This window comes from Marinoscillum sp. HNIBRBA16962 (genome assembly GCF_057801515.1).
Genome location: NZ_CM173603.1, coordinates 258699 through 282625 on the forward strand (window position 1 = coordinate 258699; position 23927 = coordinate 282625).

Sequence of the window (23927 nt, forward strand, 5' to 3'; positions counted from 1 at the left end):
ATTGATAATCAAAAAACGTTTACCACATAAAATGAAATTATTCAAAGCACTAGTTCTATTGTCAGTTGTACTATTCACGGCATGCGATAATGAGGATGATGTAACAAAGGATATTGAGGTTCCTGAGACTTATACTTTTGAAAGAAACGGGGAATCTACAGTGAGCTTTTCCGGTCAAACTACACGCCTGGATATGCTGGCTGAAATGAAAGCATACATTGGAGAAGCCAATGATGGTACCACCACACTTTCCGAGCAGACATTGCTGGACATGTTTGCCAACCAAAACAATCCGTTTTCTACTGAAGACTTAAATACAAGTGGTAAACAACTGGAAAATAAAACATTCCTTAGTGATGTTGATTTTTTCAAAAATGTATTGAGTTCTGCAGCAGCAGCAAGTGAGTCTCCCGGAGATGCAGCGCAGGGACAAGCCGGACTGATCGCCAGAGGCCCGGATAAAAATATTCTGGTTGATGGAAAAGGCTGGGAATATACCCAGATCATTGAGAAGGGATTGATGGGTGCTACATTCTTAAATCAGATATTCAATTCTTATCTGACCGAGGCTAAGATTGGTGATGCAGTGGAAAATGATGAGCTGGAAGAAGGAAAGAATTATACAGCAATGGAGCATCACTGGGACGAAGCATTCGGTTACTGGGGTGTGCCTGTGGATTTTGATCCTGAAGGGGACAATCGATTCTGGGGGAATTACACTTACGGACGTGAGTCATACCTTGGAAGCGCTACAGCCCTGAAAGATGCTTTTCTTACGGGAAGGACTGCCATCGTAAATAAGGATTACGAGCTTAGAGATGCACAAAGAGACATCATTTATGAGCAATTTGAAGAAATAGCAGCAGCTACAGCTATCCATTACATTAATGAAGCGATCACGAATCTGAATGACGGAGATCAGGGTAACCTTTTTCATCACATTTCTGAAGGCTACGGGTTTGTAATGGCTCTGAAATACAGTCCTAATAAGTCAATCACAGATGCGCAGATTGAAACGATCCTTAACTCCAATTTTGGAACGGACGGTGATTTCTGGACCATAGACCTGGAAGGATTAAATGCTGCGAAATCTACTTTGGTATCTGTTTATCCGGAGTTTGAAGAATTTGCAGATGACCTGTAAGTGAAGTTGAAAAGGATTCATTAAACCATAAGACTTTGTAAATGTATTTTATACATAAAAAGTATCTTCAAGGGTTAGGCTCAATAGTTTTATTGAGCCTTTCGCTCTATTCGGGTTTTAAAAGATTACTGAGACCAGGGGTCTGTTGCTTGCCTTTAATTATACCTGGAGGGGTTTGCTCAATAGTGGGGTTGTTGAGCATCATGCTCATTTCATGTGATGGGAATAGCGGGCTGGACAAGGTCAACGATTTTGATCAACAGCCATTTCTGGAAAATATCGGGGAGAACATCATTCTCCCGGCCTATGCTTCTCTGGCTGTTGAAAACGAAAAGCTTGCTGAAGCAATCCATGCATTGGCAAACGATCCTTCTGAAGTTACATTGTTAGCGGCACAATCTCAGCTCAAGGCAGCTCGATTTGCATGGCAAAAATGTACGCCCTTTCAGTTTGGCCCTGCTGAGACTTATGGTCTTTCTGCCGAGCTGAATATTTATCCAATCGATCAAAATCAGATTGAATTAAATATTAATTCTGGTGATTATGACCTATCGAAACTTAGTAATTCTGATACAAAAGGCTATCAGGCCATTGGGTTTCTGATATACGGGCACCCGGATACTGACGAGGATGTTTTAGCGACTCTTACGTCAGGACGTTTACAGTACCTCGTGGATGTTGTTGCACGTATTGAGGAAGCCACTCTGGCTGTTTATGATGCATGGAAGTCTGAAGGAGAAAATTATCTTGCCACATTTACTGCTGAGGATGCATTAGGCGTGGATATCGGGAGCTCAGTTGGCAAACTGGTCAATGCCATGAATCGGGATTTTGAGCGAAATACGCGAGATGGCAAAGTAGGTATTCCAGTAGGCATCCGTTCTCTTGGCGAGGCTATCCCTACCGCTTCGGAAGCTTTTTTCGGACAGTATTCTGTCGAGTTGCTTCAAGCCAACATGGAAGGGTACTTTGAACTGTATACGGGCGGTTCTGACGGCATAGGTTTTGATGATTATCTCAAAGAAATCGGAGCTTCTACTACAGGAAATGAGGATCTTTCAGAAACCATAGAAGCTCAATTTGCCAAAATTAATACAGCTATTGCTGCAATCTCTGACCCACTACCTGAGGCCATAGCCAATCAAAAAACAGAAGTGGAGAAAATATTTGCGGAGATGCAGGCCCTGGTTGTGCTGTTCAAAACAGACATGGCATCCTCCATCGGTGTAATTATCAGCTACCAGGATAACGATGGCGATTGACCTGAAAGACATATCGGCCCAACTCATTCACAAAAAGGTTACCAATGCTCCCTTGGTAACCTTTCGGGTTTTATTTGGCCTGCTTATGTTTTTGTCCATTGTGCGCTTCTGGGCCAATGGCTGGATCTACACTCAGTACGTGGAGCCGAAGTTTTTCTTTCCTTTTATCACCGGAGTGGCGCCACTTTCCGGAGGCGGAATGTATGTGGTCTTTTTCCTAATGGCGCTAAGTGCACTGGGTATAATGACCGGCCTTTTTTACCGCTGGTCTACGGCGGTATTCTTTTTGCTTTTCACGTATGTAGAGCTCATTGATAAGACCAACTATCTCAACCACTATTATTTCGTCAGTCTGATGAGCTTTTTGCTGATCTGGCTCCCGGCTCACCAGCGGTTTTCCCTGGACGTTTTGCGTGGTGCAGTTGTACCAGCGAGACAGGTTTCCGTGCTTTTCATCAATGTGATCAAGCTACAGCTGGGGATCGTTTATTTTTTTGCAGGTATTGCCAAGATTAATTACGACTGGCTCATCAACGCGCAACCGCTGAAGATGTGGCTGTCAGCGCTGGTTCATAAACCAATAATCGGGGAACTGTTTCGCTATAAGCTTACAGCATATCTTTTTAGCTGGTTTGGGATGCTGTTTGATACCACTATCCCGTTTTTCCTGTCTTTCAAAAAAACACTGCCATTCGCCTATGTTGCTGTGGTAATATTTCATTTGCTTACAGGCTGGATGTTTCCGATCGGGATGTTTCCGTACATCATGATTGTTGCAACCACCATTTTCTTTCCTGCAAGGATACATGAGGAACTACTATCAAAACTTGAAAGACCGGTTGCAGAAAGACCTCTCGGAAAATTAACAATGCACAGAACACAGAAAGTCTTTTTTGTGGCTTTCTTTGCGTTTCAAATTTTGATTCCGCTACGATACCTGACCTATCCCGGGAATATCTTCTGGAATGAATCAGGGTATCGATTTTCGTGGAGAGTGATGCTGATGGAAAAAGCCGGACAAGTAACCTTTTATGTGGAGGATGACACCAAAAAGCATATGGTGGCCAATTACGAGTACCTGACACCGCAGCAGGAAAAGATGTTAGCTACCCAGCCGGATATGATCCGGCAGTTTGCTGGTTTTTTGAAGGAGGAGTTTGCCTCAAAGGGGTTCGATGACCCACGAGTGACTGCTGAATCCCATGTGACTTTAAACGGCCGACCAAACCGGGCTTTCATTGATCCGAACCTGGACTTGACAGATCCGGAACTGACCACCGGGAAAATGGTATTGGATTATGAATAAGGTATTGCTGACGATACTAACCCTGTTTTTTGCTACTGCCACCTTTGGCCAGAGTATCTCCGGCAATGTGTTTGATATGGAGGGAAAAGGCTTAGCGGGTGTAATGGTTTTTATAGAAGGTACTCATCAAAAAGCCACAACTGACGATTCCGGGGATTTTACATTTAGAGGACTGAAGGTAGGTATTTACAGGGTAGCGACTTTTTATCCGGGTTTTGAAACTTCCTATCAGGACATTGAGCTGGATGCAGGAGAGACGGTAACAGTTTCCTTTCAGATCAAAGAGTTATCCCGGGAGCTGGCATCAGTCACTGTACAGGATACCCGGGCTGAAGAGTTGGGTATCAACTGGTTGCAATCTGTGAGCGGGTCGGCAATCTACGAAGCTAAAAAGACCGAACTTATTCAGCTGGATGAAGTCATTGCCAACAAAGCTGCCAATGTGAGCCGCCAGGTTTACTCACGGGTACCGGGCCTGAACATTTGGGAGAGTGATGGAGCGGGGATTCAGCTGGGCATTGGTGGGAGAGGACTAAGTCCTAACCGAACGTCTAATTTTAATGTGCGACAAAACGGATATGATATCTCGGCAGATGCTTTGGGATACCCTGAAAGTTACTATACCCCTCCGGTGCAGGCGCTGGATAAGATAGAGATAGTCAGAGGAGCTGCGGGACTGCAATATGGGACACAGTTTGGGGGAATGCTGAACTTTGATTTTAAAGAAGGCCCGGAGGATAAAAAAATCGAGATTAACTCAATCAACACCCTGGGATCGTTTGGCTTGTTTAACACTTTTAATAGCACAGGCGGCACAGTGGGTAAAGTAAACTATTACGGCTTTTACCAGTACAAAACCAGCAATGGCTGGCGGCCAAATTCGGGGCTGGATCAGCATAATGCATTTGGGTCATTCACTTATAATTTCAATCCCTTCCTGAGTGTGAAGCTGGAGCATACACATATGAGCTATTTGGCGCAGCAGCCTGGAGGCCTCACAGATGCGCAGTTTTACCAGGATCCTCGACAGTCCAACAGGGAGCGCAATTGGTTCAAGGTGGGCTGGGACCTTACGGCTATGGAGTGGAACTACCGGGTGTCTCCTTATTTGAAGTTTAACAATAAGACTTTTCATCTGAATGCTAACCGGTATGCGGTGGGAAACCTTGGCCGGATCAACCGGCCCGACGATCCGGAAGAAAACCGGAACCTTTTAAAGGACGACTATAGTAACTGGGGCAATGAGTTCAGAACCATCGTTCATTATCCATTATTGGGTCAGAAATCCATACTGCTGGTTGGGAACAGGCTTTACTTTGGGCAAACCTTACGTAAACAGGGCGAAGCTAATAATTCAAATGAAGCCAGCTTTGACTTCATTAATCCGGAAGAACCTGATGACTCAGAGTTTACCTTCCCAAGTAAGAATGTGGCCTTCTTTATTGAGAATATTTTTAATATCACTCCTAAACTTAGTGTAACACCGGGAATCAGGTATGAGTACATCCAAACCGATGCAGATGGCTATTACTACAGTCAACAGGAGGATATAGCTGGAAATATTATTTTCAGAGAAAAAATTGAGGAGGAGAAGTCCAAAGACCGATCTTTTGCGCTGGTGGGAATAGGGCTAAGTTATAAACAGTCAGATGCCCTGGAATTATACGCTAATTTCTCTCAAAATTTCAGGTCGATAAACTTCAATGACATTCGTGTTGATAATCCATCACTTACAGTAGATGAAAACATTGATGATGAGCGCGGATACAATGCGGATCTGGGTATAAGAGGATCTGAGCCAGATGTATTTCGATATGATGTTTCTTTATTTTACCTGTCTTATCAAGACCGGATCGGTAGTGTGCTCCGCACAGAAGCCGACCCTCGCTTCACTTTTTATGTACCTAAGACGTTTCGTTTCAGAACCAACGTGGCGAATGCGGCAATCCTGGGGCTAGAGACGTATCTGGAAGGCAATCTTTTTAGCTTGTTTAACTATAAACCTAAAAATATCAGCCTGACAGGCTTTATCAATTTTGCGGCGATCCATGCCGAATACATGGCCAATGAAGAAGAGAGTGTAGAAGGAAACCGTGTAGAACTGGTGCCGAAAGCAAACCTAAAAACAGGTCTTACCTTCAAATACAAAGACCTTGGTTTCTCCTGGCTATATAGTTTCGTAAGCCAGCAATATTCAGATGCTACAAACGCAGACGATTCACCTACAGCAGTGGAAGGCATCATTCCGGCCTATTCGGTGATGGACCTTTCGTTGAGTTATACCCTGAAAAACTGGACGCTGGAGACCGGGATCAACAATCTAACGAATGAATACTACTTTACCCGAAGGGCAGCCGGTTATCCGGGCCCAGGCATTATCCCTTCAGACGGCAGAAGCGGCTATGTGACTGTGGGGGTGAAGTTTTAACTAATAATGCTTCCTACACTGGGCAATCACCAGTTTATTTTTCTCTGCTTTATATATTAATCGGTGCTCCTGAGTGATTCTTCGGGACCACCATCCGGATAGATCTCCTTTTAAACCTTCTGGCTTTCCAATCCCTTCAAATGGAGTTCGGAGGCATTGTTTGATGAGCTCGTTGATCCTTTTTAATGTCTTTTTGTCCGTTTTTTGCCAATAAAGGTAATCTTCCCAGGCATGTGTAAGAAAGACGAGCTCCACTAGTCCTCTATGAGTTGACGGTTTTGGCCACCACCAGCATTATATTCTTCAATAGCTTCTCTGAGTCGTTGAGCGTTTTTGGGGCTACTTAATAGATGAAGTGTTTCTTGCATCCCTTCATAGTCATTTTTCGACATAACAACCATATCATGCCCATTAGACCTGGTGACAAAAAGTGTGTCCTTTGAGTCAAAGATTCTGTCCATGAAGGCTTTCATGTTTTTTCTAAAATTAGAGTATGAGGTTACTTCCATATTGCAAAGATAAGCTCAACAAACAAATTGTACAAATTATTGTACAATACAAAGTGGCCCTCATTCAAAAAAACGGTCTGGGATCGTTGTGTTTCAAAAACTCAAAGTAAATAACCAGACAGAAAATCCTGTAAAAAGGCTGCCCTTCTTCAATAGTAAATTGAGGAAGATCATTTTTTTGCCGGGCTATCTCATGGGGGTTTTGATCAAAAAAGGCCTGGAGGTAAGATTTGTTAGCAGGTCTTTTAAGGGAAAGTTCTCGATGTAGATCGGTCACTGGAATAGATCAATGCCACCGCATGTGCAGCCACACCCTCTTCTTTTCCTACAAAACCAAGCTTTTCAGTGGTTGTAGCTTTTATTGAGATGTCATGGACGGGTATATTCATCACTTCGGCCAAAGTGGATTTCATCTTTTCAATATGTGGGCTGAGCTTAGGTTGCTGCAGGCATACCGTAGCATCAATATTTCCTATGCCAAAGCTATTTTCAGCAAGTAGATTCACTACTTTTTTTAGGAGGATCTTGCTATCAATGCCTTTGTATTTTGGGTCTTTATCTGAAAAATGAAACCCTATATCCCGCATGTTGGCTGCTCCGAGTAGCGCATCGCAGATCACATGGATCAGCACATCCGCATCCGAATGACCATAAGCTCCATGCGTGTGAGGGATCTTAATCCCACCGATCCAGAAATCTACACCCTCAGCCAGTGCATGCACATCATAGCCGTAGCCTATTCGAATGTTCGGTTTCATTTTTTACGATAATATAGTGTAGTACAATTATCCTCCCGCAGTATTTCCTGAGCCATTGTCATTACTTCTTTGGCATTGACAGATTTGATCTGCTCTATCTCCTCATTGATCAGGTTAGTGTCTCCCAGAAATGCGGCATATGCCAGTCCCATAGCCCGGTTGAGTAGATCTACCTCGGCAAAAACCACGGTAGCCTCAGCCTGGTTTTTAACCTTTTCCAATCTTTTAGGATCCAATTCGGACAGAGTAGGTTTGATGGCTTCCTGGATGGCCTGATCGGCTTTTTCGAGTGTTACGTCATCATTCAGCTTGCCTGATATTACCAACAAGCCGGGATCATAACTTCCTGTTACATAAGCTCCCAGACTGGAAAACAGGTTGGTGTCTTTTACCAGCTTTTGGTGCAGTAACGATGACTTTCCGCGACCCAGCAGGTCACTAAGCAAGTCAGCTTCATGATAGCGCTTGCCCACCCGGCCAGGCATATGATATACTTTGTAGATGCTGTCAGCTGGCACATTGGCTGTTATTTCCAGGTGCCTTGAAACGGTTTGTTTGGGCTCTTCAGGGATACCGTTGAGGTGATTTGCTCTACCGGGTATGGTGCCAAACCACTTTTGTGTAAGCTGCAACGCTTTATCTTCGGTGATATCACCGGCAAGTACCAATACAGCATTGCCCGGATGATAATGTGTGTGAAAGAATGATCTTACATCCTCCATGGTAGCTTCTTCGATATGGCTGATCTCTTTGCCGATGGTAGGCCATTGGTAAGGGTGCTTTTGATATGCTACGGGTCTTAGTTTCAGCCAGATGTCACCATAGGGTTGATTCAGGTAGCGTTGCTTGAACTCTTCGATCACCACTTTGCGCTGGACTTCCAGCACCTCCGGATCAAAAGATAAGTTCAGCATTCGGTCAGACTCCAGCCAAAAGGCCGTCTCGACATTGGAAGATGGGACCGTGATGTAATAGTTTGTAATGTCGGGGTTGGTGAAGGCATTATTATCCCCTCCGACTTTCTGCAGGGGCTCATCAAAATTTTTAACATGCTGAGAACCTCCGAACATCAGGTGCTCAAACAGGTGAGCAAAGCCGGTTTTATGAGGAAGCTCATTTCTGGAGCCCACCTTGTAAAGGAGGTTCAGGCACACGACCGGGCTGCTGTGGTCTTCGTGTACGATTAGGTGTAATCCGTTTGAAAGGTGATGTTCTTTGTATGGGACCATGAAGTGGTTGGCTATTTTGATTTCTTTAGAATTCAGCTGACAAAATTAACCATAATCCTCATGGATAAGAATAAGGGGATAAATAATACCTTTGGCCAAAAATTACACCCCAAATCGGCTTAGCCGTTTTAAAACATCACATCTATGAATTTTGACCGTAAGAAGCGTTCAGATAAGCAACTTCTGGAAATTTATTCTGCTCTGGTCACCCCTAGACTGATCGAAGAAAAGATGCTGATCCTGCTCAGGCAGGGAAAGATCAGCAAATGGTTTTCAGGCATAGGACAGGAAGCAATATCCGTGGGTTCTGCACTTGCCTTGGAAATGGATGAGTACATCCTGCCCATGCACAGAAATCTGGGTGTTTTTACCTCCCGGGGAGTGAAATTCACTCAGCTTTTTGAGCAGTTTCAGGGCAAGCTGAGCGGATTTACAAAAGGGCGTGACCGATCATTCCACTTTGGGTCAAAGGAGCATAATATCGTGGGAATGATCTCACATCTAGGGCCCCAGCTGGGGATAGCAGATGGGATAGCTCTGGCCAGGGTACTGAGAAAAGAGCCGAAAGCTACTATCGTGTTCACCGGAGATGGAGGCACCAGCGAAGGGGATTTTCACGAAGCATTAAACGTAGCTTCCGTCTGGAATCTACCTGTCATATTCATCATAGAAAACAATGGATACGGCTTGTCCACACCCAGCTCGGAGCAGTTTAATTTTGACTCGTTTGTGGTGAAAGGTCCGGCGTATGGTATGGAAGCATACAGTGTGGAGGGAAACAACATACTGGAAGTGCTTGATGAATTGGAGCCGCTTGTGAAGAGCATCCGAAAGAAACCCAGACCGATTATTTTCGAAGCAAAAACCTTTAGAATGCGAGGGCACGAGGAGGCATCAGGGACGAAATATGTACCCAGGGAGTTGATGGAATACTGGGCGGAAAAGGACCCCATTTCATGCTACGAAGACTACCTCCTGAAGGAGAAAGCAGCTGACAGGGAGGCACTTGAAAAGATCCGCTCCAGGATTAAAAAAGAAATTGACAGTGCAGTAAAGAAAGCGTTTGCAGAACCCGACGTAGTGGCCGATACAAATAGTGAGGTAAACGATTTGTTCCGGCCGTTTGAGCAGGAGGTTGCCACTCCCGACTTCAGTAAAACCACGAAGAAGCGCTTTGTTGATGCCATTTCTGATGGCTTGTGGCAAAGCCTGGAGAAATACCCTGAACTCGTAGTAATGGGACAGGATGTAGCGGATTATGGTGGTGTTTTTAAGGTGACAGAAGGATTTATTGATCAGTTTGGTAAAGAGAGGATCCGAAATACGCCATTGTGTGAATCAGCGATTGTTGGCGCGAGCCTGGGGCTTTCCATTTCTGGCATGAAAGCAGTGATGGAAATGCAATTTGCAGACTTTGTTACGTGTGGGTTTAATCAAATTGTTAATAATCTTGCCAAAATCCATTACCGGTGGGGGCAGCATGCCGATGTGGTGATCCGCATGCCTACAGGGGCAGGCGTAGGCGCCGGTCCGTTCCATTCCCAGTCGAACGAGGCGTGGTTTTTTCATACGCCCGGTCTGAAGATCGTATATCCTTCTAACCCGGCGGATGCAAAAGGCTTGCTGAATGCTGCTATAGAGGACCCGAATCCCTATCTGTTTTTTGAGCATAAGTTTATGTATCGCTCGCTTACCGATGAAGTGCCGGATGACTATTATACTACTGAAGTGGGGAGAGCCCGGTTAGTCAATGAGGGGTCCGATCTTTCTATCATTACTTATGGCATGGGCGTTCACTGGGCCCGGGAGGTGGTCAGTGAGATGGAACTTTCTGCGGATATCCTTGATTTACGTACTTTACTGCCATGGGATAAGGATGCCGTGAAGAAAACCGTTACAAAAACCAGCAAGGTCTTTATCCTTCATGAGGATTGTCTCACGGGGGGTATAGGAGGAGAGATTGCGGCATGGATATCTGAGCACTGTTTTGAGCAGCTGGATGCACCGGTTTTCAGAGAAGGAAGCCTGGATACACCGGTGCCTTTTGCTAAGCCTTTGGAAGAGAATTTCTTACCAAAGTCTCGTCTGAAAGGAAGAATCGGGCAATTGTTGCGTTATTAAAGGATAACCAGACTCATTAATTGGGATTACGGGAGAAAATTTAAATCTTTGGAGGTACTGAAATCGACTGTTTGAAGCGCGTACTGATCATATCTTCTTTTTGTTTGTTGATAGCAGCTCTATCTGTGGAGACGGCTCAGGCCCAGATCATTACAGATTCAGACCGCAGGCTGAAAACGGAGAAGAAAGATAAAGACAAGAAGGGCTGGTTTTTTGGGTTATTCAGCAAAGATAAAAGATCCACAGGTCCACCTCGCCAAAAGGCTAAAACGGGGGCTCCAAGGTCCACTGCATCTCCATTTAGTTCGTTCAGGAGGAGAAAGGTAACACCCCGATTTACCGAAATAGACAGAGGATCGTTATTCAGGTCTAAGCGTACTGCTCCGGCCAGTGCATACCCTTCAGGTCCGCCGGCAGTATTTAGCAAGCAGAAAAAAGGGCAACCCAGGTATTCATCCGGCTCCCCATTTGCGGGACGCAAAGATAAGCGCCAGCCGCCTCGTTCAGACTCCAGCTCCCCTTTCCGCGACAGCAAAGTCAACATATCACCCCGGTATTCTTCAGGCTCACCTTTTTCGAGGAAAGAAAAATCCGTAACACCCAGGTTTTCACCCGGATCACCGTTCAATAAAAGATCCTACAGCAAGCGGAAGGAGCCCCGGTCAGACTCACATTCACCATTTCGGACTACAAAGTTTAATGTATCACCCAGGTATTCATCCGGCGATCCGTTTGACAGAAAGTCGAAGAAAGCAGGCCCGCCCCGGTCCATTTCAGGGCAGACCCCATTTGATCGGAAAGTGAAAAAAATCCAGCCGAGATTTTCACCAGGCTCACCTTTCTCCAACAAGACTGTCGTAGTAAGTCCACGGACATCTTCGGGTTCGCCATTTTCAAAAAAGAGAAAGGATATCACACCTCGATCTATTTCTGGCTCGCCATTCAGCAAGAAGGATATGGCAGTGAGCCCGCGATACTCATCCGGCTCACCATTTAGTCGCAAAGACAAAACCGTCACTCCACGGTATTCTCCGGGCTCACCTTTTAATAATCGGGCTTACAGCAAAAAGAAAGAGCCCAGGTCAGATTCCGGATCGCCATTCAAAAACGCAAAATATGCAATAAACCCCCGCTATTCTTCAGGCTCACCTTTTTCCAATAAGGACCGGAAAGTGGCGCCCCGCTACTCAGCGGGTTCACCCTTTAGCAAAAAGGATAGAAGTGTGCAGCCAAGGTATTCTCCCGGCTCACCATTTAGCAAAAAGGACCGGGAAGTGAGTCCCCGGTATTCTGTAGGCTCACCTCTGGCAAAAAGGAAAAAGAACATTACACCAAGATTTTCTCCGGGCTCACCATTTGATGGTTTAAGGTGGAGTAAAGCAGATCCGCGGTTTTCAGAAAACAAAAACCGGTTTGATGAAAATGAAAGGCTAAAACGGCAAAGTAGGATCTATAATTTTAAGGTATCCAAATACAAAGGGGAGTATAAAAAGAAACGAGACTGGTATGAGAACGTGAACAGCTTCTTCAAAACCTGGTCTACAGCTCATTTTGAGGGTGGACAGAAAGTGCCATACATGGCCAAAGACTATAAGTCCAAATCAAAGGATCCATCTGGCTACCAGGGTTCATTCAAAGAAAAGTGGATCAATAACCGAAAGATGCATCCGAGCTTCCCCCATCAGAAAGCAAATCAGGATAGTGAGTTTCTCAGGAACAGTCTCAGGAAGTGGAATCTTTTCTGGGCGAGGTTAAACGGGAACAAAGCACAACCGGATGCTGTTAAAGAAAAAGTTTCCAAACCCAAATTTGATCGTAAGGAAGCGGAAATCTGGAATGACTAATATGAACTGGAAAAACCTGACATCTGTAGAAGGTATAGAGGAGTTGGAAGAATTATCCAAAACTCAGCCTGTAGTAGTTTTTAAGCATAGCACCAGGTGCTCAATCAGTGCAGCATCATTAAACCGGCTGGAAAGAAAGTGGGACGACACAAGAGCCTCGGGCCTTGTCCTGTACTTTCTGGATTTGATCGCATACAGAGACGTGTCCAATGCTATAGCGGAGCGATACAGGGTGGAGCACCAGTCACCACAGATACTTATGATAAAGGATGGCCGATGCGTGTATGATAATTCACACTTTGGCATTTCGTTTGAGGAACTCATCGATAACATCGACCCGGTTTCTGCTTAAGATCAGCAGCCTTCCGAGGGTTTTCTGAGTAACCTTGATTAAATTTAGTGGCACTTAGTGCGAACATCTTATGAAAAAGTGGATAGTTATTTTAACCGTAATTTGTGTATCCGGATCAATATACGCCCAGGATCCGGAAAATGACTATACCACTGAAGTCACCTGGGGGTTAAATAAGAACACCAACGGAGGACTGATAGGAGGTGTGATCTTCAAGCTCTCACGGCAGCAGAAGGAAAATCTTTTTTCCATGTTTGGTATAGAGATGATGAATGTGCGCCATCCCAAAGAGCAGCGATACTTATCGCAAGCTTCGGGCACCTCATTCACCTGGGGTAAGGAAAAATTTTTATACTCCATTCGGGGCATTTATGGTCGCGAGCATTTATTGTTTAAAAAAGCGCCAAAGCAGGGTGTGCAGATCAGTGTGCTGTATGGCGCAGGACCTACTGTAGGGGTTATAGCTCCCTACTACATATTGTATAGCGGAAATTACGTGCCGTTTGACCATGAGTTGCATAATAATTTTGGGGCCGTGCAGGGATCAGGTAAATTGTTTCAGGGCCTCGGAGACTCAGAATTAACTGTCGGACTGAATGCCAAAGCCGGAGTCTCCTTTGAATTTGGAACTTTTAAGAATAATGTAGCCGGAGTAGAGACAGGCATCGCTTTTGAAGCATTTCCTAAAGAGATAATCATGGTTCCTACCCAGGACAATAACGCCTTATTTACTTCCCTCTATTTTAATCTTTACTGGGGAACGAGGAAGTAAAATGCCTTGTTTGGAAGTTTGACACAGCAGAGCTTTCTTTGCAGAACAATTTTGAAGCATGATTGAATTACCCACTATTTCTCAGGATAAAGCACAGCGAACCAGAAAACCAGACTGGTTGAGAGTAAAGTTGCCGGTAGGCAAGGAATATGCCAATGTACGAAAGGTCGTAGATGAGCATAAGCTTCACACGATCTGCGAGAGCGGTAACTGTCCTAATATGGGAGAGTGCTGGGGAGCAGGTACAGCTACCTTCATGATCCTCGGAAATGTGTGTACGCGAAGCTGTACGTTCTGCGCAGTAGCTACGGGAAGACCCCCGGAGTATGACGAAGCTGAACCTCAGCGGGTAGCGGAAGCTATAAAGACCATGGGAGTCAAGCATGCTGTCATTACATCCGTAAACCGGGATGAATTGAAGGATAGAGGCGCTGAGATCTGGTATCAGACTGTGAAGAAAGTAAAAGAGCTAAGCCCTGAGACTACCATAGAGACACTCATTCCTGATGTAAAAGGAAACTGGGATGCACTGTACCGGATGATCGAGCCAGGGCAGGAGGTTGTTTCTCACAACGTGGAGACTGTAGAGACGCTCTACAGAAGAGTACGGCCCCAGGCAAAGTATTACAGAAGCCTGGAGCAAATCAAACTGACCAAAGAGGCCGGTAAAAGAACGAAATCCGGGATCATGCTGGGGCTTGGTGAAACGGAAGATGAAGTACACAAAGCCATGGATGACCTGGTAGAGCACGGGTTGGATATTCTTACTCTGGGACAATACCTTCAACCTACCAAAATGCACATTGAAGTTGCTGAATTCATCCACCCCGACCAATTCGACAAATACCGGGAAGAAGGTCTAAAGCGAGGACTCAAATACGTAGAGTCTGGTCCGCTGGTAAGATCCTCCTATCATGCTGAAAGGCACGTAAACGTTCCGATCTAGCGGGTGAGATAAGTTCATTACTGCGCAAGGTGCTTTTGCCATAAGTGGCGCCGGAGTGGCCCGTCAATGTCAGGAAATGGCAGGTTTTGAGAGGGAGGATAAACCCCTGGTAACCCTCAATAACGGTACGGAGTGGCGCAGGCAGAAAACGTAATCATTTAAATTCCCCGATTCTTTGACGAGAATGTACATTATCGAACAGTTTCATGTACGTTTTTAGCAGGTGATTACTTTACCAAAACCCATCTATCTTAGCTTATTTATAGTTTTTGTTGGTTGGCACACTTGTTGACCTCAGAAATGATCATCCGGAAGACTAGATATGCTAAGAAACTACCTGATCACTGCACTCAGAAACCTAAAACGAAATAAGGTCTATACAGCGCTCAATGTGTTTGGGTTGGCGCTTGGTATAGGTTGTGCTTTGGTCATATACAAAGTGATTACCTATGAGCTAAGCTATGATAAGCATCACGAAAATTATGAGTCCATATACCGGGTAGTACATCAAAACATTTACCCGGATCATGTTTCCAAAGACATGGGTACACCTCACCCCCTTGGCCCTGCCTTGAGGGAGGATTATCCTGAAATTGAAAAGGTAGTACGCACACAATACACGTACGGCAACCAGCTCAACACCTACAACGCAGACGGCACCATCAATAAGTATATGATCGAGGAGGGCATAGCCTTTACCGAGCCGGCCTTCTTTGATGTTTTTTCCATTCCCTGGATAGCAGGCAACCGCGAAAAAGCGCTTACCAAACCCAATACTGGAGTGATATCGGCATCCCAGGCGCGTAAACTTTATGGGCTGAGCGCTGGAGAGGAGCACAAAGCCATTGGTAAGGTGATCAATTACAACAACCTGAAAGACTTTCAGGTAGTGGGAATTATCGGCGATCCTCCGGAAACTACCTCTTTGCCATTTACCTATTTGTTTGAGTATTACGGGCAGAAGGATGATGTAAATCCCTATTTCGGTGAGGGCAAGCAGTGGAATTCTACCAGCTCCAATACAAACACCTACTTTATCCCAAAGGCAACGTTTGATTTGGACACGTTCAATGGAAAGCTTGTTGAGTTTGTAGAGAAGTATCGTGGAGAAGGGGACTCTGAGAAAACACGATATATCGTTCAGCCTTTTAGCGAGATACATTTTGATGAGGAGTACGGGTCCTATACAGATGGTGCTTCCTGGCAGTTTATTCTGGCACTGGGAGTGATTGGTATTTTTTTAGTGATCACAGCCTGCATCAACTTCGTAAACCTGGCAACTGCTCAGGCTGCCAACAGAGCGAAAGAGATTGGTATACGCAAGGCTATCGGCAGTATGAGCGGTCAGCTGGTGGTTCAGTTTCTGGCGGAGATTGCATTGATCACCTTTTTTGCAGTTCTGATCTCACTGGCCATAAGTGAGCTGATGTTTAATACGCTTAAAGATATTATTGGCCATCAGCTGTCATTAGATCTTTTTAGCTCTCCGGAAACCATTCTCTTTCTTCTTATCCTCTTTTTGGTAGTAAGCTTACTTTCCGGATTTTATCCGGCGGTACTTCTGTCCCGGATGAATACGGTAGTGGCTTTGCGCAAGAAGATTTCGGCGGGGTCTCATTCCGGTGGATTGAATCTGCGTAAAGGACTCGTGATCCTGCAGTTTACCATTTCACAGTTCCTGATCATAGGCACATTGATCGTTTCCTTACAGACAGATTTTTTCCTGAACTCTGAGCTGGGCTTTGACAGCAAGGCTATCATGACCACCTATATGCCCGAACGGGATGAGGTGAAGATGGAACGTTTCAGGCAGGAAATGCTCCGATCTTCGGCCATTGAAGGTGTGTCCTTTGCCCTGGCTGAACCTACCGGAAACTCCAACTCATTCAGCAACTTTAATTATGCTCCCCTGGAATCAGAAAATGATTATCATGGCAATTTTAAAGCGGTGGATTCACATTACACATCGCTCTTTGATATAGACCTGCTGGCGGGCAGAACGGTGCGAGAGGGAGACAGCAATAATGTAGTGGTAAACCGTAAGATCGCTGACCTTATGGGTTTTGAAGGTCGCTATCCGGATGCCGTAGGAGAAAAGTTAACTACAGGGTGGGGTGGCGACAAAACCATCGTGGGAGTAGTTGATAATTTCCATACCACCTCACTGGAAAAGGACCTGGATTTTGTTCTTATGCTTCACTATCCCAAGGCTTTTTATAGTTTGTCTTATAAAGTAAAATCCCTGGATCAGGTGAAAGAGGCCAACAGTCACTTTGAAAACGTGTGGAACCAGGTCTATCCTGAGTACGTGCTCGATTATGATTTTTATGACAAAAAAGTAGCCGAACGTTACGAGACTGTTCAGAACATTACTTCACTCATGGAGATCTTCGCAGGTATTTCGATCCTGATCGGATGTCTGGGCTTATATGGGTTGATTTCATTCATAGCAGTCAACCGCACCAAGGAGATCGGGGTGAGAAAGGTGCTCGGAGCTTCAGTATTCAATATCCTTGGCATTTTCTCTAAGGAAGTGATCACCCTGATCACCATCTCTTTTGTCATTACATCACCAATAGCTTTTTATCTGCTTGGCAAGTGGCTTGACAACTTTGCTTTTAGGATAGCCATTGGCCCATGGGTTTTTGTGGTGGCGTTTTTAGCTACCCTGCTGATAGCCATTATTACGATAAGCTACAAGACCATTACATCGGCCCTGGTAAATCCCGCAGAGACCCTCAAGGATGACTAATTACAATTAAGCAGTAAGGGAGTATGGGGTTGATAAATTTTTTTATAACCCCTATCTTTTTACTCCTTGTAGATTCCCCCTTTGCCAAGGTCATACACTATTGCACTGACTTTGCAGTCAAACCATTCTGCAAAGATTTTAAACGTACGTTTTTGAGGCCAGTCATTTTCATCTGTCCACATATCAAAAAGCTCGGTTTCAAAGATGGTCTTGTAGTGTTTTTTGACAACCTTTTCGGGTTCGGCAAAACCACCATTCACCAGGTACGAATTATATTCGTGCATATCATCAGGAGTGATGATGCTTTCCGGGTGCAGGTAATTGATCCAGTCAAAGTAGGGTTTTTGTGGTATGACTGTTATTGCATTGCGATTTACTGTGATTAGTTCTTCTTCGTATTCCATTTCTGTAAAAGTTGCAACCCTTTCATGTGAGTTAGGTTTAGATTTGTGTGAAATATAAAAAGAACCATGCTAAAAAACTTTCTGACTCCACAAACCGAAAACACAGCAATTAACTATGCTTCTTTGATCCTGAGGCTGACTTTTGGGCTGCTGATGATGCGTTATGGATTGATGAAGCTGGAAAACTACAGTGCATGGGCGCCCGGATTTATGAACTTCCTGGGGCTGGGAGGATCCGTTTCTCTGGCGTTGGTCATTTTCGCAGAGTTTTTCTGTGCATTGTTTGTGGTGCTGGGGGCAGGAACCCGGCTCGCACTTATCCCGCTGATTATTACCATGTTGGTTGCTTTTTTTGTGGCTCATGCGGGAGATCCGTTTGATGATAAGGAACATTCGCTGGTGTTTCTGTTTCCATTCATTTCGCTGTTGGTTCTGGGGCCGGGCCGGTTTTCCGTGGATGCATTTCTTTTTAGGAAAAAGAGGTGAGTGTAGAAGTGTTGCGGAGTTGCGGCATTTTTTCGATGATCCTCTAATCATTCCAGGCTATTGCCCTGAAAAAAAGAGGGTTAGGGAGTGTTTCTCTGGCATTGCCGACCTTCAAAAGTAGAGGATTCCCAATTTTTGAGAACTGTATATATGATCTCTGTCAAGTTGCAGACTGATATACTTCATAAGCAGGCTGAGCAGGGCATTTTACCTTTATTCCTTAATCTCTTTTGTAAAATGTCCCGATATACTGTACACCCGTTTTCACTGGAGCGAAAGCAAATAGTTGATTTTTTAAGCATTGCCAAGGCCAAGCATACCGCCTATGCGGTCCTGGAGCTGGATATCACCGGAGTCCGTGAAAGCATACGGGAAGCTGGCAGGAAAAGTAACCGTCCGATCTCCCTTACGGCGTATTTGCTGTACTGTTTTGCACAGGCTGTGGATGCTGATAGATCAGTGCAGGCTTACCGAAAGGGCAATAAGCTCATTGTGTTTGATGATGTGGATATTTCCACTATGGTGGAACGCAGGGTAAACGGAGTGCTCGTTCCGGTTAGTTACGTGCTGCGGGCAGCCAATACCAAATCCGTTTTTGAGATATCAGAAGAGATCAAAAAAGCTAAAAATGGAGAATCTTCGGATCTGATTGACAGTGATGTGATGGTTCGAAAGAAGAAACTGATCAGTGTGATCAAGAGGATTGGTTTTTTGCGAAGGTGGTTTTTGAGGCGCATATTCAATGACCCCTTTCTCAAGAAGAAATTTAACGGTACGGTTGGTTTTTCTTCCATGGGCATGTTCAGTTACAATTCGGGTGCCTGGGTCATCCCCATGACACCGCAGGTGCTTACGGCCATGGTGGGTTGCATCAGGAAGCTTCCCGGGTATGACGAAGGACAGCTGGTAAAGCGGGAGGTAGTGGATATCACTATCTCTATGGATCATGATATTCTGGACGGAGCACAGACGGCACGCTTCATAGAGCGGTTCAGACGATTGCTGATCAGGGGAATAGCTGATGATGCGGAAAAGACGCCGGATCACAATCATGCTGAGGCTTTGCGGGTGTGATGGCCGTGGGGTTACGATGTTGTGAAAGTTGCGAGTTGCATGGTTGCGTGAAGGTTACGAGTTGAGGAGTTGCGATGTTGCGAGTTGTTACGGTTGGGAAGTTACGTGCTTACATCTATCCCCGGGGGATTATAGGGGGGATTGATCGACCACTGATTATTGCTTACCGATTACTCCCACTGCCCACCGATTACCGACTACCAGCACGGGAGGGTTTTTACAAGTCACTCATAAATCGATCCAGCTCTTTCAGCTGATCATCGGTAAGATCCTGTATGATCTGCTGGCAAAGCTTTTTCTTCAGGTCTTCGTCTGTGGAAGCATGTTTTTTCTTTTCCAGGAAGGCCATCAGGTCACTTCCGGCCAGGTCTACAGCGGAGAGTTCCTTTAGGTCTGTTGGGATCTCTTCCTTCTTTGCTTTGATTAGCGCTTTACCCAGATTGGTCACATCTCCTCCGGCCAGTGCATGGGTTTCCAGGTCATTTTTCTCAATCGGAACCCCGGCTTTCTTGCAGGCAATGAGGGTATATACTATCTCCTTGACCGGTGACTTACGGATGCGCATAAAGACCAATTCCATGATATCTATCCGCACCCCTGAGAAGATGGCAGTGATCCAGATGTTTAACGGGACAAAATAGAGAAGCATGAAGAAACCGACTATGGCTATCAGGATGACGAGGAGGAATTCTATGTTCATAAGTAAGGATGTTTCTTGGGAATTTAAAGATAACGATGAAACGATAACAAACCCCTTCGACTTTTTTTATGCAGTGTAGCCTCCGGGTGTAGGTGTATCTGGCACCTCATGCACTGCAAAAATTTATAAACCTTAAAATGGAAGAAGTAACTACCAATCACAACGCTAACAACTCCCCTCCTGTTTTAGGCTACTCTGTTCACACAAATACAGGAAGGGTTAACTTGGATTATATTTTGAACCAAAAGACTAAAATTTGACAGCTATGCAATTAGAATTATTCCCTGACTGTGATGGGGAAATTTTTTCAACGGGATGTTTTACCTGTTTTAGGAGGGGCGCCACACTGTCGCTAAAGCTCCTTGCTTCGCTGAAGCTTGCGAAGGCACAGTTAGCGTAAGAGACCGGCTTAGGGGCTGGGGATTGTAATACTTTTCGGAGTTATATTTTAAAAGCTGCAGTTCGTTCGATCTTTCCGAAGCTATCTATTTCTGCTCAGCTCCCCCCTGAAGAAACCCAAAGAGAAGCCGACCCCTGTAGTAGTTAATCGCTGCTCCCTGCGCAGAAATACTCGTTAATTGGAGTTGGGCTTTCATCCAATCATTCTCTGCACTCAGGATCAGCTTTTCCTCCAGCTCTCTGCTATAGTTTTCCGGACTTTCATCGATGAGTTGCCGAAGCTTCTTCTGCAGGTTCAGGCTGATTTCATGGGTCTGGTCACTGATCGTCAGCGCGGAGTCTTTAAGCAAAATGGTTAATTCGGGCAACTCGTCAAAAGGGTCCAGTTCAATGCCTTTATCCGGGGAATTTGGGCTGTAGTAATCCACCCAGATCATGTAATCAAACCCACTGATAAGATGGAGCCTCTGACGCTGCTCATACGTATCAAAGCCATAGTAGTCCTTTGCATCTTCGCCTGATCGGTATACATACGGAAGCCCCATCAGCCGCATATAAACCACACGCTCACTGACACCCCGGCTTTCAGCTATAGCTTTAGGGTCCTGGCTGTACCAGCCTGAAATACCGTTAAACCCATGAAAATCATCCAGGTAATTGAGGATGGACATTACTTCGTTGTGCAGGCTGTCCGTCAGCAGCCCGTCGTTGGCATTTTCTCCTTTGAAAATAAGTTTTGTGGTATCTGATACTACCCACTCCGGCTCATTGTTGATCTTACCATTCAAAATATCCGCACCCTCAAGTACTGACCGGAGCCTGTTGATCTGGCTCCTCTCACTGACTTTAAAGATCCCCCAGGGACCGATGGAAGTGATCAGGATAAACAGAAAAAGAGAAATGGGGATCAGCTTGATATTTTTTCCAAAAAAGATCAGATACCCGGAAACGAAGGTCAGCCAAATGGCTAAAAGGATGGTGAGATAGCGGTTGATGGTCACTCCATAATCGCTTACACGGATCCCAATGGCCAGAAACAACATGACGATCATGGGAAGCAGTACCCAGCAGTATCCCCTGCTCAAAAACGTGAGTGGGCTTTTACTTTCCTTTTGAGAGTAAGGATAAGCCAGCAGCATGGCCAGTATGCCCAGCACCGCCACGCTGATGATCATGTATGTGATGATGCCCCGGGGCCAGTCCCAGACAAATATGATCTTGGCCGAGTATGCATACAGGATCACAAAGTAGGTGGCCAGCAGAGGAATAAGCACGTACAGGATGAACGTTCGCAATCCCTTCGGATAAGATTCATCTTCATCCAGCTGGGGAAACTTTTTTGGAATCCCTGCCACAAAAAACCAGGTATTAAAAACACCGGCAATGAATATGAAGATCTCAAAGAAGCGCTCATCCTTGATATCTACATCAAACAGCGATTTGATGGCCAATAAAGCCAGCACAATGCCCACGTAAAAGAATGCTGAGTAAAGCAGCGAAAGCAGGAACCTCAGGAACAGCCCTTTATTGAAATGCCAGAACCCATTGAGTGAACCTCTTTGCAGGAAGGGAGCAAACGAAACCAGCAGATGAGCCGCCACTGCAAAGATGACATAGCGAATGTATGGGATGCTCTTGTTGAGCGTCTCTTCAGAGCCAGGCAGGTAAAAGTATACCCCAACCAAAAGCATCACGATAAGCCCTCTGACCACCCAGAGAAACTTATCCGACTTTTCCAAAGCCAGGGAATACGTCCTTGCGGCCATAAAAAGCGGTACGCCCAAATATCCGCATAAAAGCAGGTTGATAAACGGAAACTCATTGGAGATCTGCTGCTCTGCCTCAATCAGGTAGATCCCAAAAAACACAGCAACTGAAGCAGATAAAATCGTCATCGGATATGCTTTAAATGCCTTGGTAGCCTGCTGACTCAAAAATGTAAGGGACGGAAATTTCATAAGCTTTGATTAAAAAAATGCTTACTCAATATACAGCCAAAACAGCCAAAATTGGCAATAAAAACCTCACATGAGAATGCGTTGACAACATGAAGGATGAGTAGTTATAGAAAGAAAAATTTTGATCAATAAGGATTTTAAACCTCAAAGAACACCGAGAAAGCAAAGTTTCTAACCAAGGAGAAGGAGTTTCAGATTTCTATTGTTTACTCTGTGATCTCTGTTTACTACCTATATAACTAATTTTCCGCTGATTTATTCACGCAGTACTCTATATTTCATCTGTCTTCATGAATACTTCGTATTTCGCGGATCGACGCAGATTTAATAAAAACAAACTATGTAATTCTGCGAAATCTGCGGGAAAAAAAGCCGCTCAGGAAAGAGACAGATTAGTTATCTGTTTTTGAGGTCGGAACTATGCTGTACCGATCCTGGCGCAACTCTGGTCAGGACATCATGTGCGTCAGCATTCGGTCTTCAAACCGTGAGGACTCTGCGGTTAGTTTTTATTATTTTTTTGTGAAAAAGTGATTAATACACAGAGATGTTTTTGATCCAAAAAAGAAAATGAAAGAGCTAACTTTAACGCCCGAACTTAATAATGAACACCATGAGCACAGCCAACTGGAAAACAGTAAAAGAATACGAAGACATCACCTATAAAAAATCCGGAAAGGTGGCCCGGATCGCTTTCAACCGCCCGGAAGTACGAAATGCATTCCGGCCCAAAACGGTAGCGGAGCTTTTTGAAGCTTTTCTGGATGCCAGAGAAGATACCAACATTGGCGTAGTGCTTTTTTCAGCGGAAGGTCCTTCTCCCAAAGATGGCAAGTATGCCTTTTGCAGCGGTGGGGACCAGCGTGCTCGCGGACATCAGGGTTATGTAGATGATGACGGCATGCCCCGGCTGAACATTTTGGAAGTGCAGCGACTCATTCGTTTTATGCCCAAGGTGGTTATCGCGGTGGTGCCCGGCTGGGCTGTGGGTGGCGGTCATAGTCTCCATGTGGTTTGTGACCTGACTTTAGCCAGTAAAGAACATGCCATCTTCAAGCAAACAGATGCAGATGTAACCAGCTTTGACGGTGGCTATGGATCGGCATACCTGGCGAAAATGGTAGGTCAGAAGCGTGCCCGAGAGATCTTCTTTTTAGGAAGAAACTACTCTGCGCAGGACGCTTACGACATGGGCATGGTCAATGCCGTGATTCCCCACGATGAGCTGGAAGACACCGCTTACCAGTGGGCTCAGGAGATCCTGGAGAAATCCCCTACCTCCATCAAGATGCTCAAGTTTGCCTTTAACCTGACTGACGATGGCATGGTGGGTCAGCAGGTCTTTGCCGGAGAAGCCACCCGTCTTGCCTACATGACTGATGAAGCCAAAGAAGGGCGCAATGCTTTCCTTGAAAAGCGCAAACCCAACTTTGATGACATTAAGTGGATCCCGTGATCCGATGAGATCTCCTGGTGAATTAAT

The 23927-nt window shown here is 45.2% G+C and carries 22 protein-coding genes; 13 read left to right on the forward strand and 9 right to left on the reverse strand.

All coding sequences use genetic code 11. The annotated features are described in order from the left end of the window. The first annotated feature begins 31 nt into the window (after positions 1-31). From AC3E9V_RS01115 to AC3E9V_RS01130, 4 genes are all read left to right on the forward strand, one after another. Positions 32-1144: a DUF4856 domain-containing protein gene (locus AC3E9V_RS01115; protein WP_488751337.1), complete on the forward strand. Its 1113-nt coding sequence runs from the start codon at positions 32-34 to the stop codon at positions 1142-1144. A 203-nt stretch (positions 1145-1347) separates the two neighbouring features. Beyond that, on the forward strand, positions 1348-2406 hold the full coding sequence (locus tag AC3E9V_RS01120; protein WP_488751338.1) for an imelysin family protein: 1059 nt from the start codon (positions 1348-1350) through the stop codon (positions 2404-2406). Beyond that, the gene (locus AC3E9V_RS01125; protein WP_488751339.1) at positions 2396-3712 is read left to right on the forward strand and encodes an HTTM domain-containing protein; all 1317 of its coding nucleotides are present in this window, start codon (positions 2396-2398) and stop codon (positions 3710-3712) included. The genes AC3E9V_RS01120 and AC3E9V_RS01125 overlap by 11 nt, the downstream gene beginning before the upstream one ends. Then, positions 3705-6140, forward strand: coding sequence for a TonB-dependent receptor domain-containing protein (locus tag AC3E9V_RS01130; RefSeq protein ID WP_488751340.1), 2436 nt, complete (start codon positions 3705-3707; stop codon positions 6138-6140). Before AC3E9V_RS01125 ends, AC3E9V_RS01130 begins: the two co-directional genes overlap by 8 nt. Here AC3E9V_RS01130 and AC3E9V_RS01135 read toward each other — a convergent pair whose 3' ends face one another. The 4 genes from AC3E9V_RS01135 to AC3E9V_RS01150 all read right to left on the reverse strand — a co-directional run bounded on the left by AC3E9V_RS01135 (position 6141) and on the right by AC3E9V_RS01150 (position 8636). Beyond that, positions 6141-6395, reverse strand: coding sequence for a Txe/YoeB family addiction module toxin (locus AC3E9V_RS01135; protein WP_488751341.1), 255 nt, complete (start codon positions 6393-6395; stop codon positions 6141-6143). It lies immediately after the preceding gene. After that, on the reverse strand, positions 6395-6649 hold the full coding sequence (locus AC3E9V_RS01140; RefSeq protein ID WP_488751342.1) for a type II toxin-antitoxin system Phd/YefM family antitoxin: 255 nt from the start codon (positions 6647-6649) through the stop codon (positions 6395-6397). The genes AC3E9V_RS01135 and AC3E9V_RS01140 overlap by 1 nt, the downstream gene beginning before the upstream one ends. A 245-nt stretch (positions 6650-6894) precedes the next feature. After that, on the reverse strand, positions 6895-7407 hold the full coding sequence (gene ispF, locus AC3E9V_RS01145; protein WP_488751343.1) for a 2-C-methyl-D-erythritol 2,4-cyclodiphosphate synthase: 513 nt from the start codon (positions 7405-7407) through the stop codon (positions 6895-6897). Further along, positions 7404-8636, reverse strand: coding sequence for a M16 family metallopeptidase (locus AC3E9V_RS01150; protein ID WP_488751344.1), 1233 nt, complete (start codon positions 8634-8636; stop codon positions 7404-7406). The genes ispF and AC3E9V_RS01150 overlap by 4 nt, the downstream gene beginning before the upstream one ends. A gap of 144 nt (positions 8637-8780) precedes the next feature. Between AC3E9V_RS01150 and AC3E9V_RS01155 the strand changes: the two genes are divergently transcribed. Then, positions 8781-10757, forward strand: coding sequence for an alpha-ketoacid dehydrogenase subunit alpha/beta (locus AC3E9V_RS01155; RefSeq protein WP_488751345.1), 1977 nt, complete (start codon positions 8781-8783; stop codon positions 10755-10757). 136 nt (positions 10758-10893) lie between these two features. On the opposite strand, the gene AC3E9V_RS01160 is transcribed toward AC3E9V_RS01155, so the two are convergent. Both AC3E9V_RS01160 and AC3E9V_RS01165 read right to left on the reverse strand, forming a co-directional pair. Continuing rightward, positions 10894-11385 (reverse strand): hypothetical protein, encoded by a 492-nt coding sequence (locus tag AC3E9V_RS01160; protein WP_488751346.1) that lies wholly within the window; start codon positions 11383-11385, stop codon positions 10894-10896. A gap of 9 nt (positions 11386-11394) precedes the next feature. After that, the gene (locus tag AC3E9V_RS01165) at positions 11395-11766 is read right to left on the reverse strand and encodes a hypothetical protein (RefSeq protein ID WP_488751347.1); all 372 of its coding nucleotides are present in this window, start codon (positions 11764-11766) and stop codon (positions 11395-11397) included. A 214-nt stretch (positions 11767-11980) separates the two neighbouring features. On the opposite strand from AC3E9V_RS01165, the gene AC3E9V_RS01170 reads away from it, so the two are divergent. From AC3E9V_RS01170 to AC3E9V_RS01190, 5 genes are all read left to right on the forward strand, one after another. Next, positions 11981-12601, forward strand: a complete 621-nt coding sequence (locus AC3E9V_RS01170) for a hypothetical protein (RefSeq protein WP_488751348.1) — start codon at positions 11981-11983, stop codon at positions 12599-12601. 1 nt (position 12602) lies between these two features. Continuing rightward, positions 12603-12953 carry a bacillithiol system redox-active protein YtxJ gene (gene ytxJ, locus AC3E9V_RS01175; RefSeq protein ID WP_488751349.1) on the forward strand — a complete coding sequence of 117 codons (351 nt, stop codon included), beginning with the start codon at positions 12603-12605 and terminating at the stop codon, positions 12951-12953. A gap of 70 nt (positions 12954-13023) precedes the next feature. After that, entirely contained in the window at positions 13024-13725 is a 702-nt protein-coding gene (locus tag AC3E9V_RS01180) for a hypothetical protein (protein WP_488751350.1), read from the forward strand. Between the two features lie 58 nt (positions 13726-13783). Continuing rightward, on the forward strand, positions 13784-14671 hold the full coding sequence (gene lipA, locus AC3E9V_RS01185) for a lipoyl synthase (protein WP_488751351.1): 888 nt from the start codon (positions 13784-13786) through the stop codon (positions 14669-14671). A gap of 322 nt (positions 14672-14993) precedes the next feature. After that, the gene (locus AC3E9V_RS01190; protein ID WP_488751352.1) at positions 14994-17423 is read left to right on the forward strand and encodes an ABC transporter permease; all 2430 of its coding nucleotides are present in this window, start codon (positions 14994-14996) and stop codon (positions 17421-17423) included. A 59-nt stretch (positions 17424-17482) separates the two neighbouring features. Here AC3E9V_RS01190 and AC3E9V_RS01195 read toward each other — a convergent pair whose 3' ends face one another. Then, entirely contained in the window at positions 17483-17827 is a 345-nt protein-coding gene (locus AC3E9V_RS01195; RefSeq protein ID WP_488751353.1) for a hypothetical protein, read from the reverse strand. Positions 17828-17893: 66 nt separating this feature from the next. On the opposite strand from AC3E9V_RS01195, the gene AC3E9V_RS01200 reads away from it, so the two are divergent. After that, positions 17894-18313 (forward strand): DoxX family protein, encoded by a 420-nt coding sequence (locus AC3E9V_RS01200; protein WP_488751354.1) that lies wholly within the window; start codon positions 17894-17896, stop codon positions 18311-18313. 237 nt (positions 18314-18550) lie between these two features. After that, positions 18551-19387: a 2-oxo acid dehydrogenase subunit E2 gene (locus tag AC3E9V_RS01205; protein WP_488751355.1), complete on the forward strand. Its 837-nt coding sequence runs from the start codon at positions 18551-18553 to the stop codon at positions 19385-19387. 217 nt (positions 19388-19604) lie between these two features. Here the strand turns inward: AC3E9V_RS01205 and AC3E9V_RS01210 are convergent, their stop codons facing one another. Then, positions 19605-20087, reverse strand: a complete 483-nt coding sequence (locus AC3E9V_RS01210) for a flotillin-like FloA family protein (protein WP_488751356.1) — start codon at positions 20085-20087, stop codon at positions 19605-19607. Positions 20088-20572: 485 nt separating this feature from the next. After that, complete coding sequence (locus tag AC3E9V_RS01215; RefSeq protein ID WP_488751357.1) at positions 20573-22444, reverse strand: DUF4153 domain-containing protein; 1872 nt, start codon at positions 22442-22444, stop codon at positions 20573-20575. Between the two features lie 613 nt (positions 22445-23057). Here AC3E9V_RS01215 and AC3E9V_RS01220 point away from each other — a divergent pair. After that, positions 23058-23900: a 1,4-dihydroxy-2-naphthoyl-CoA synthase gene (locus tag AC3E9V_RS01220; RefSeq protein ID WP_488751358.1), complete on the forward strand. Its 843-nt coding sequence runs from the start codon at positions 23058-23060 to the stop codon at positions 23898-23900. Positions 23901-23927: the final 27 nt, after the last annotated feature.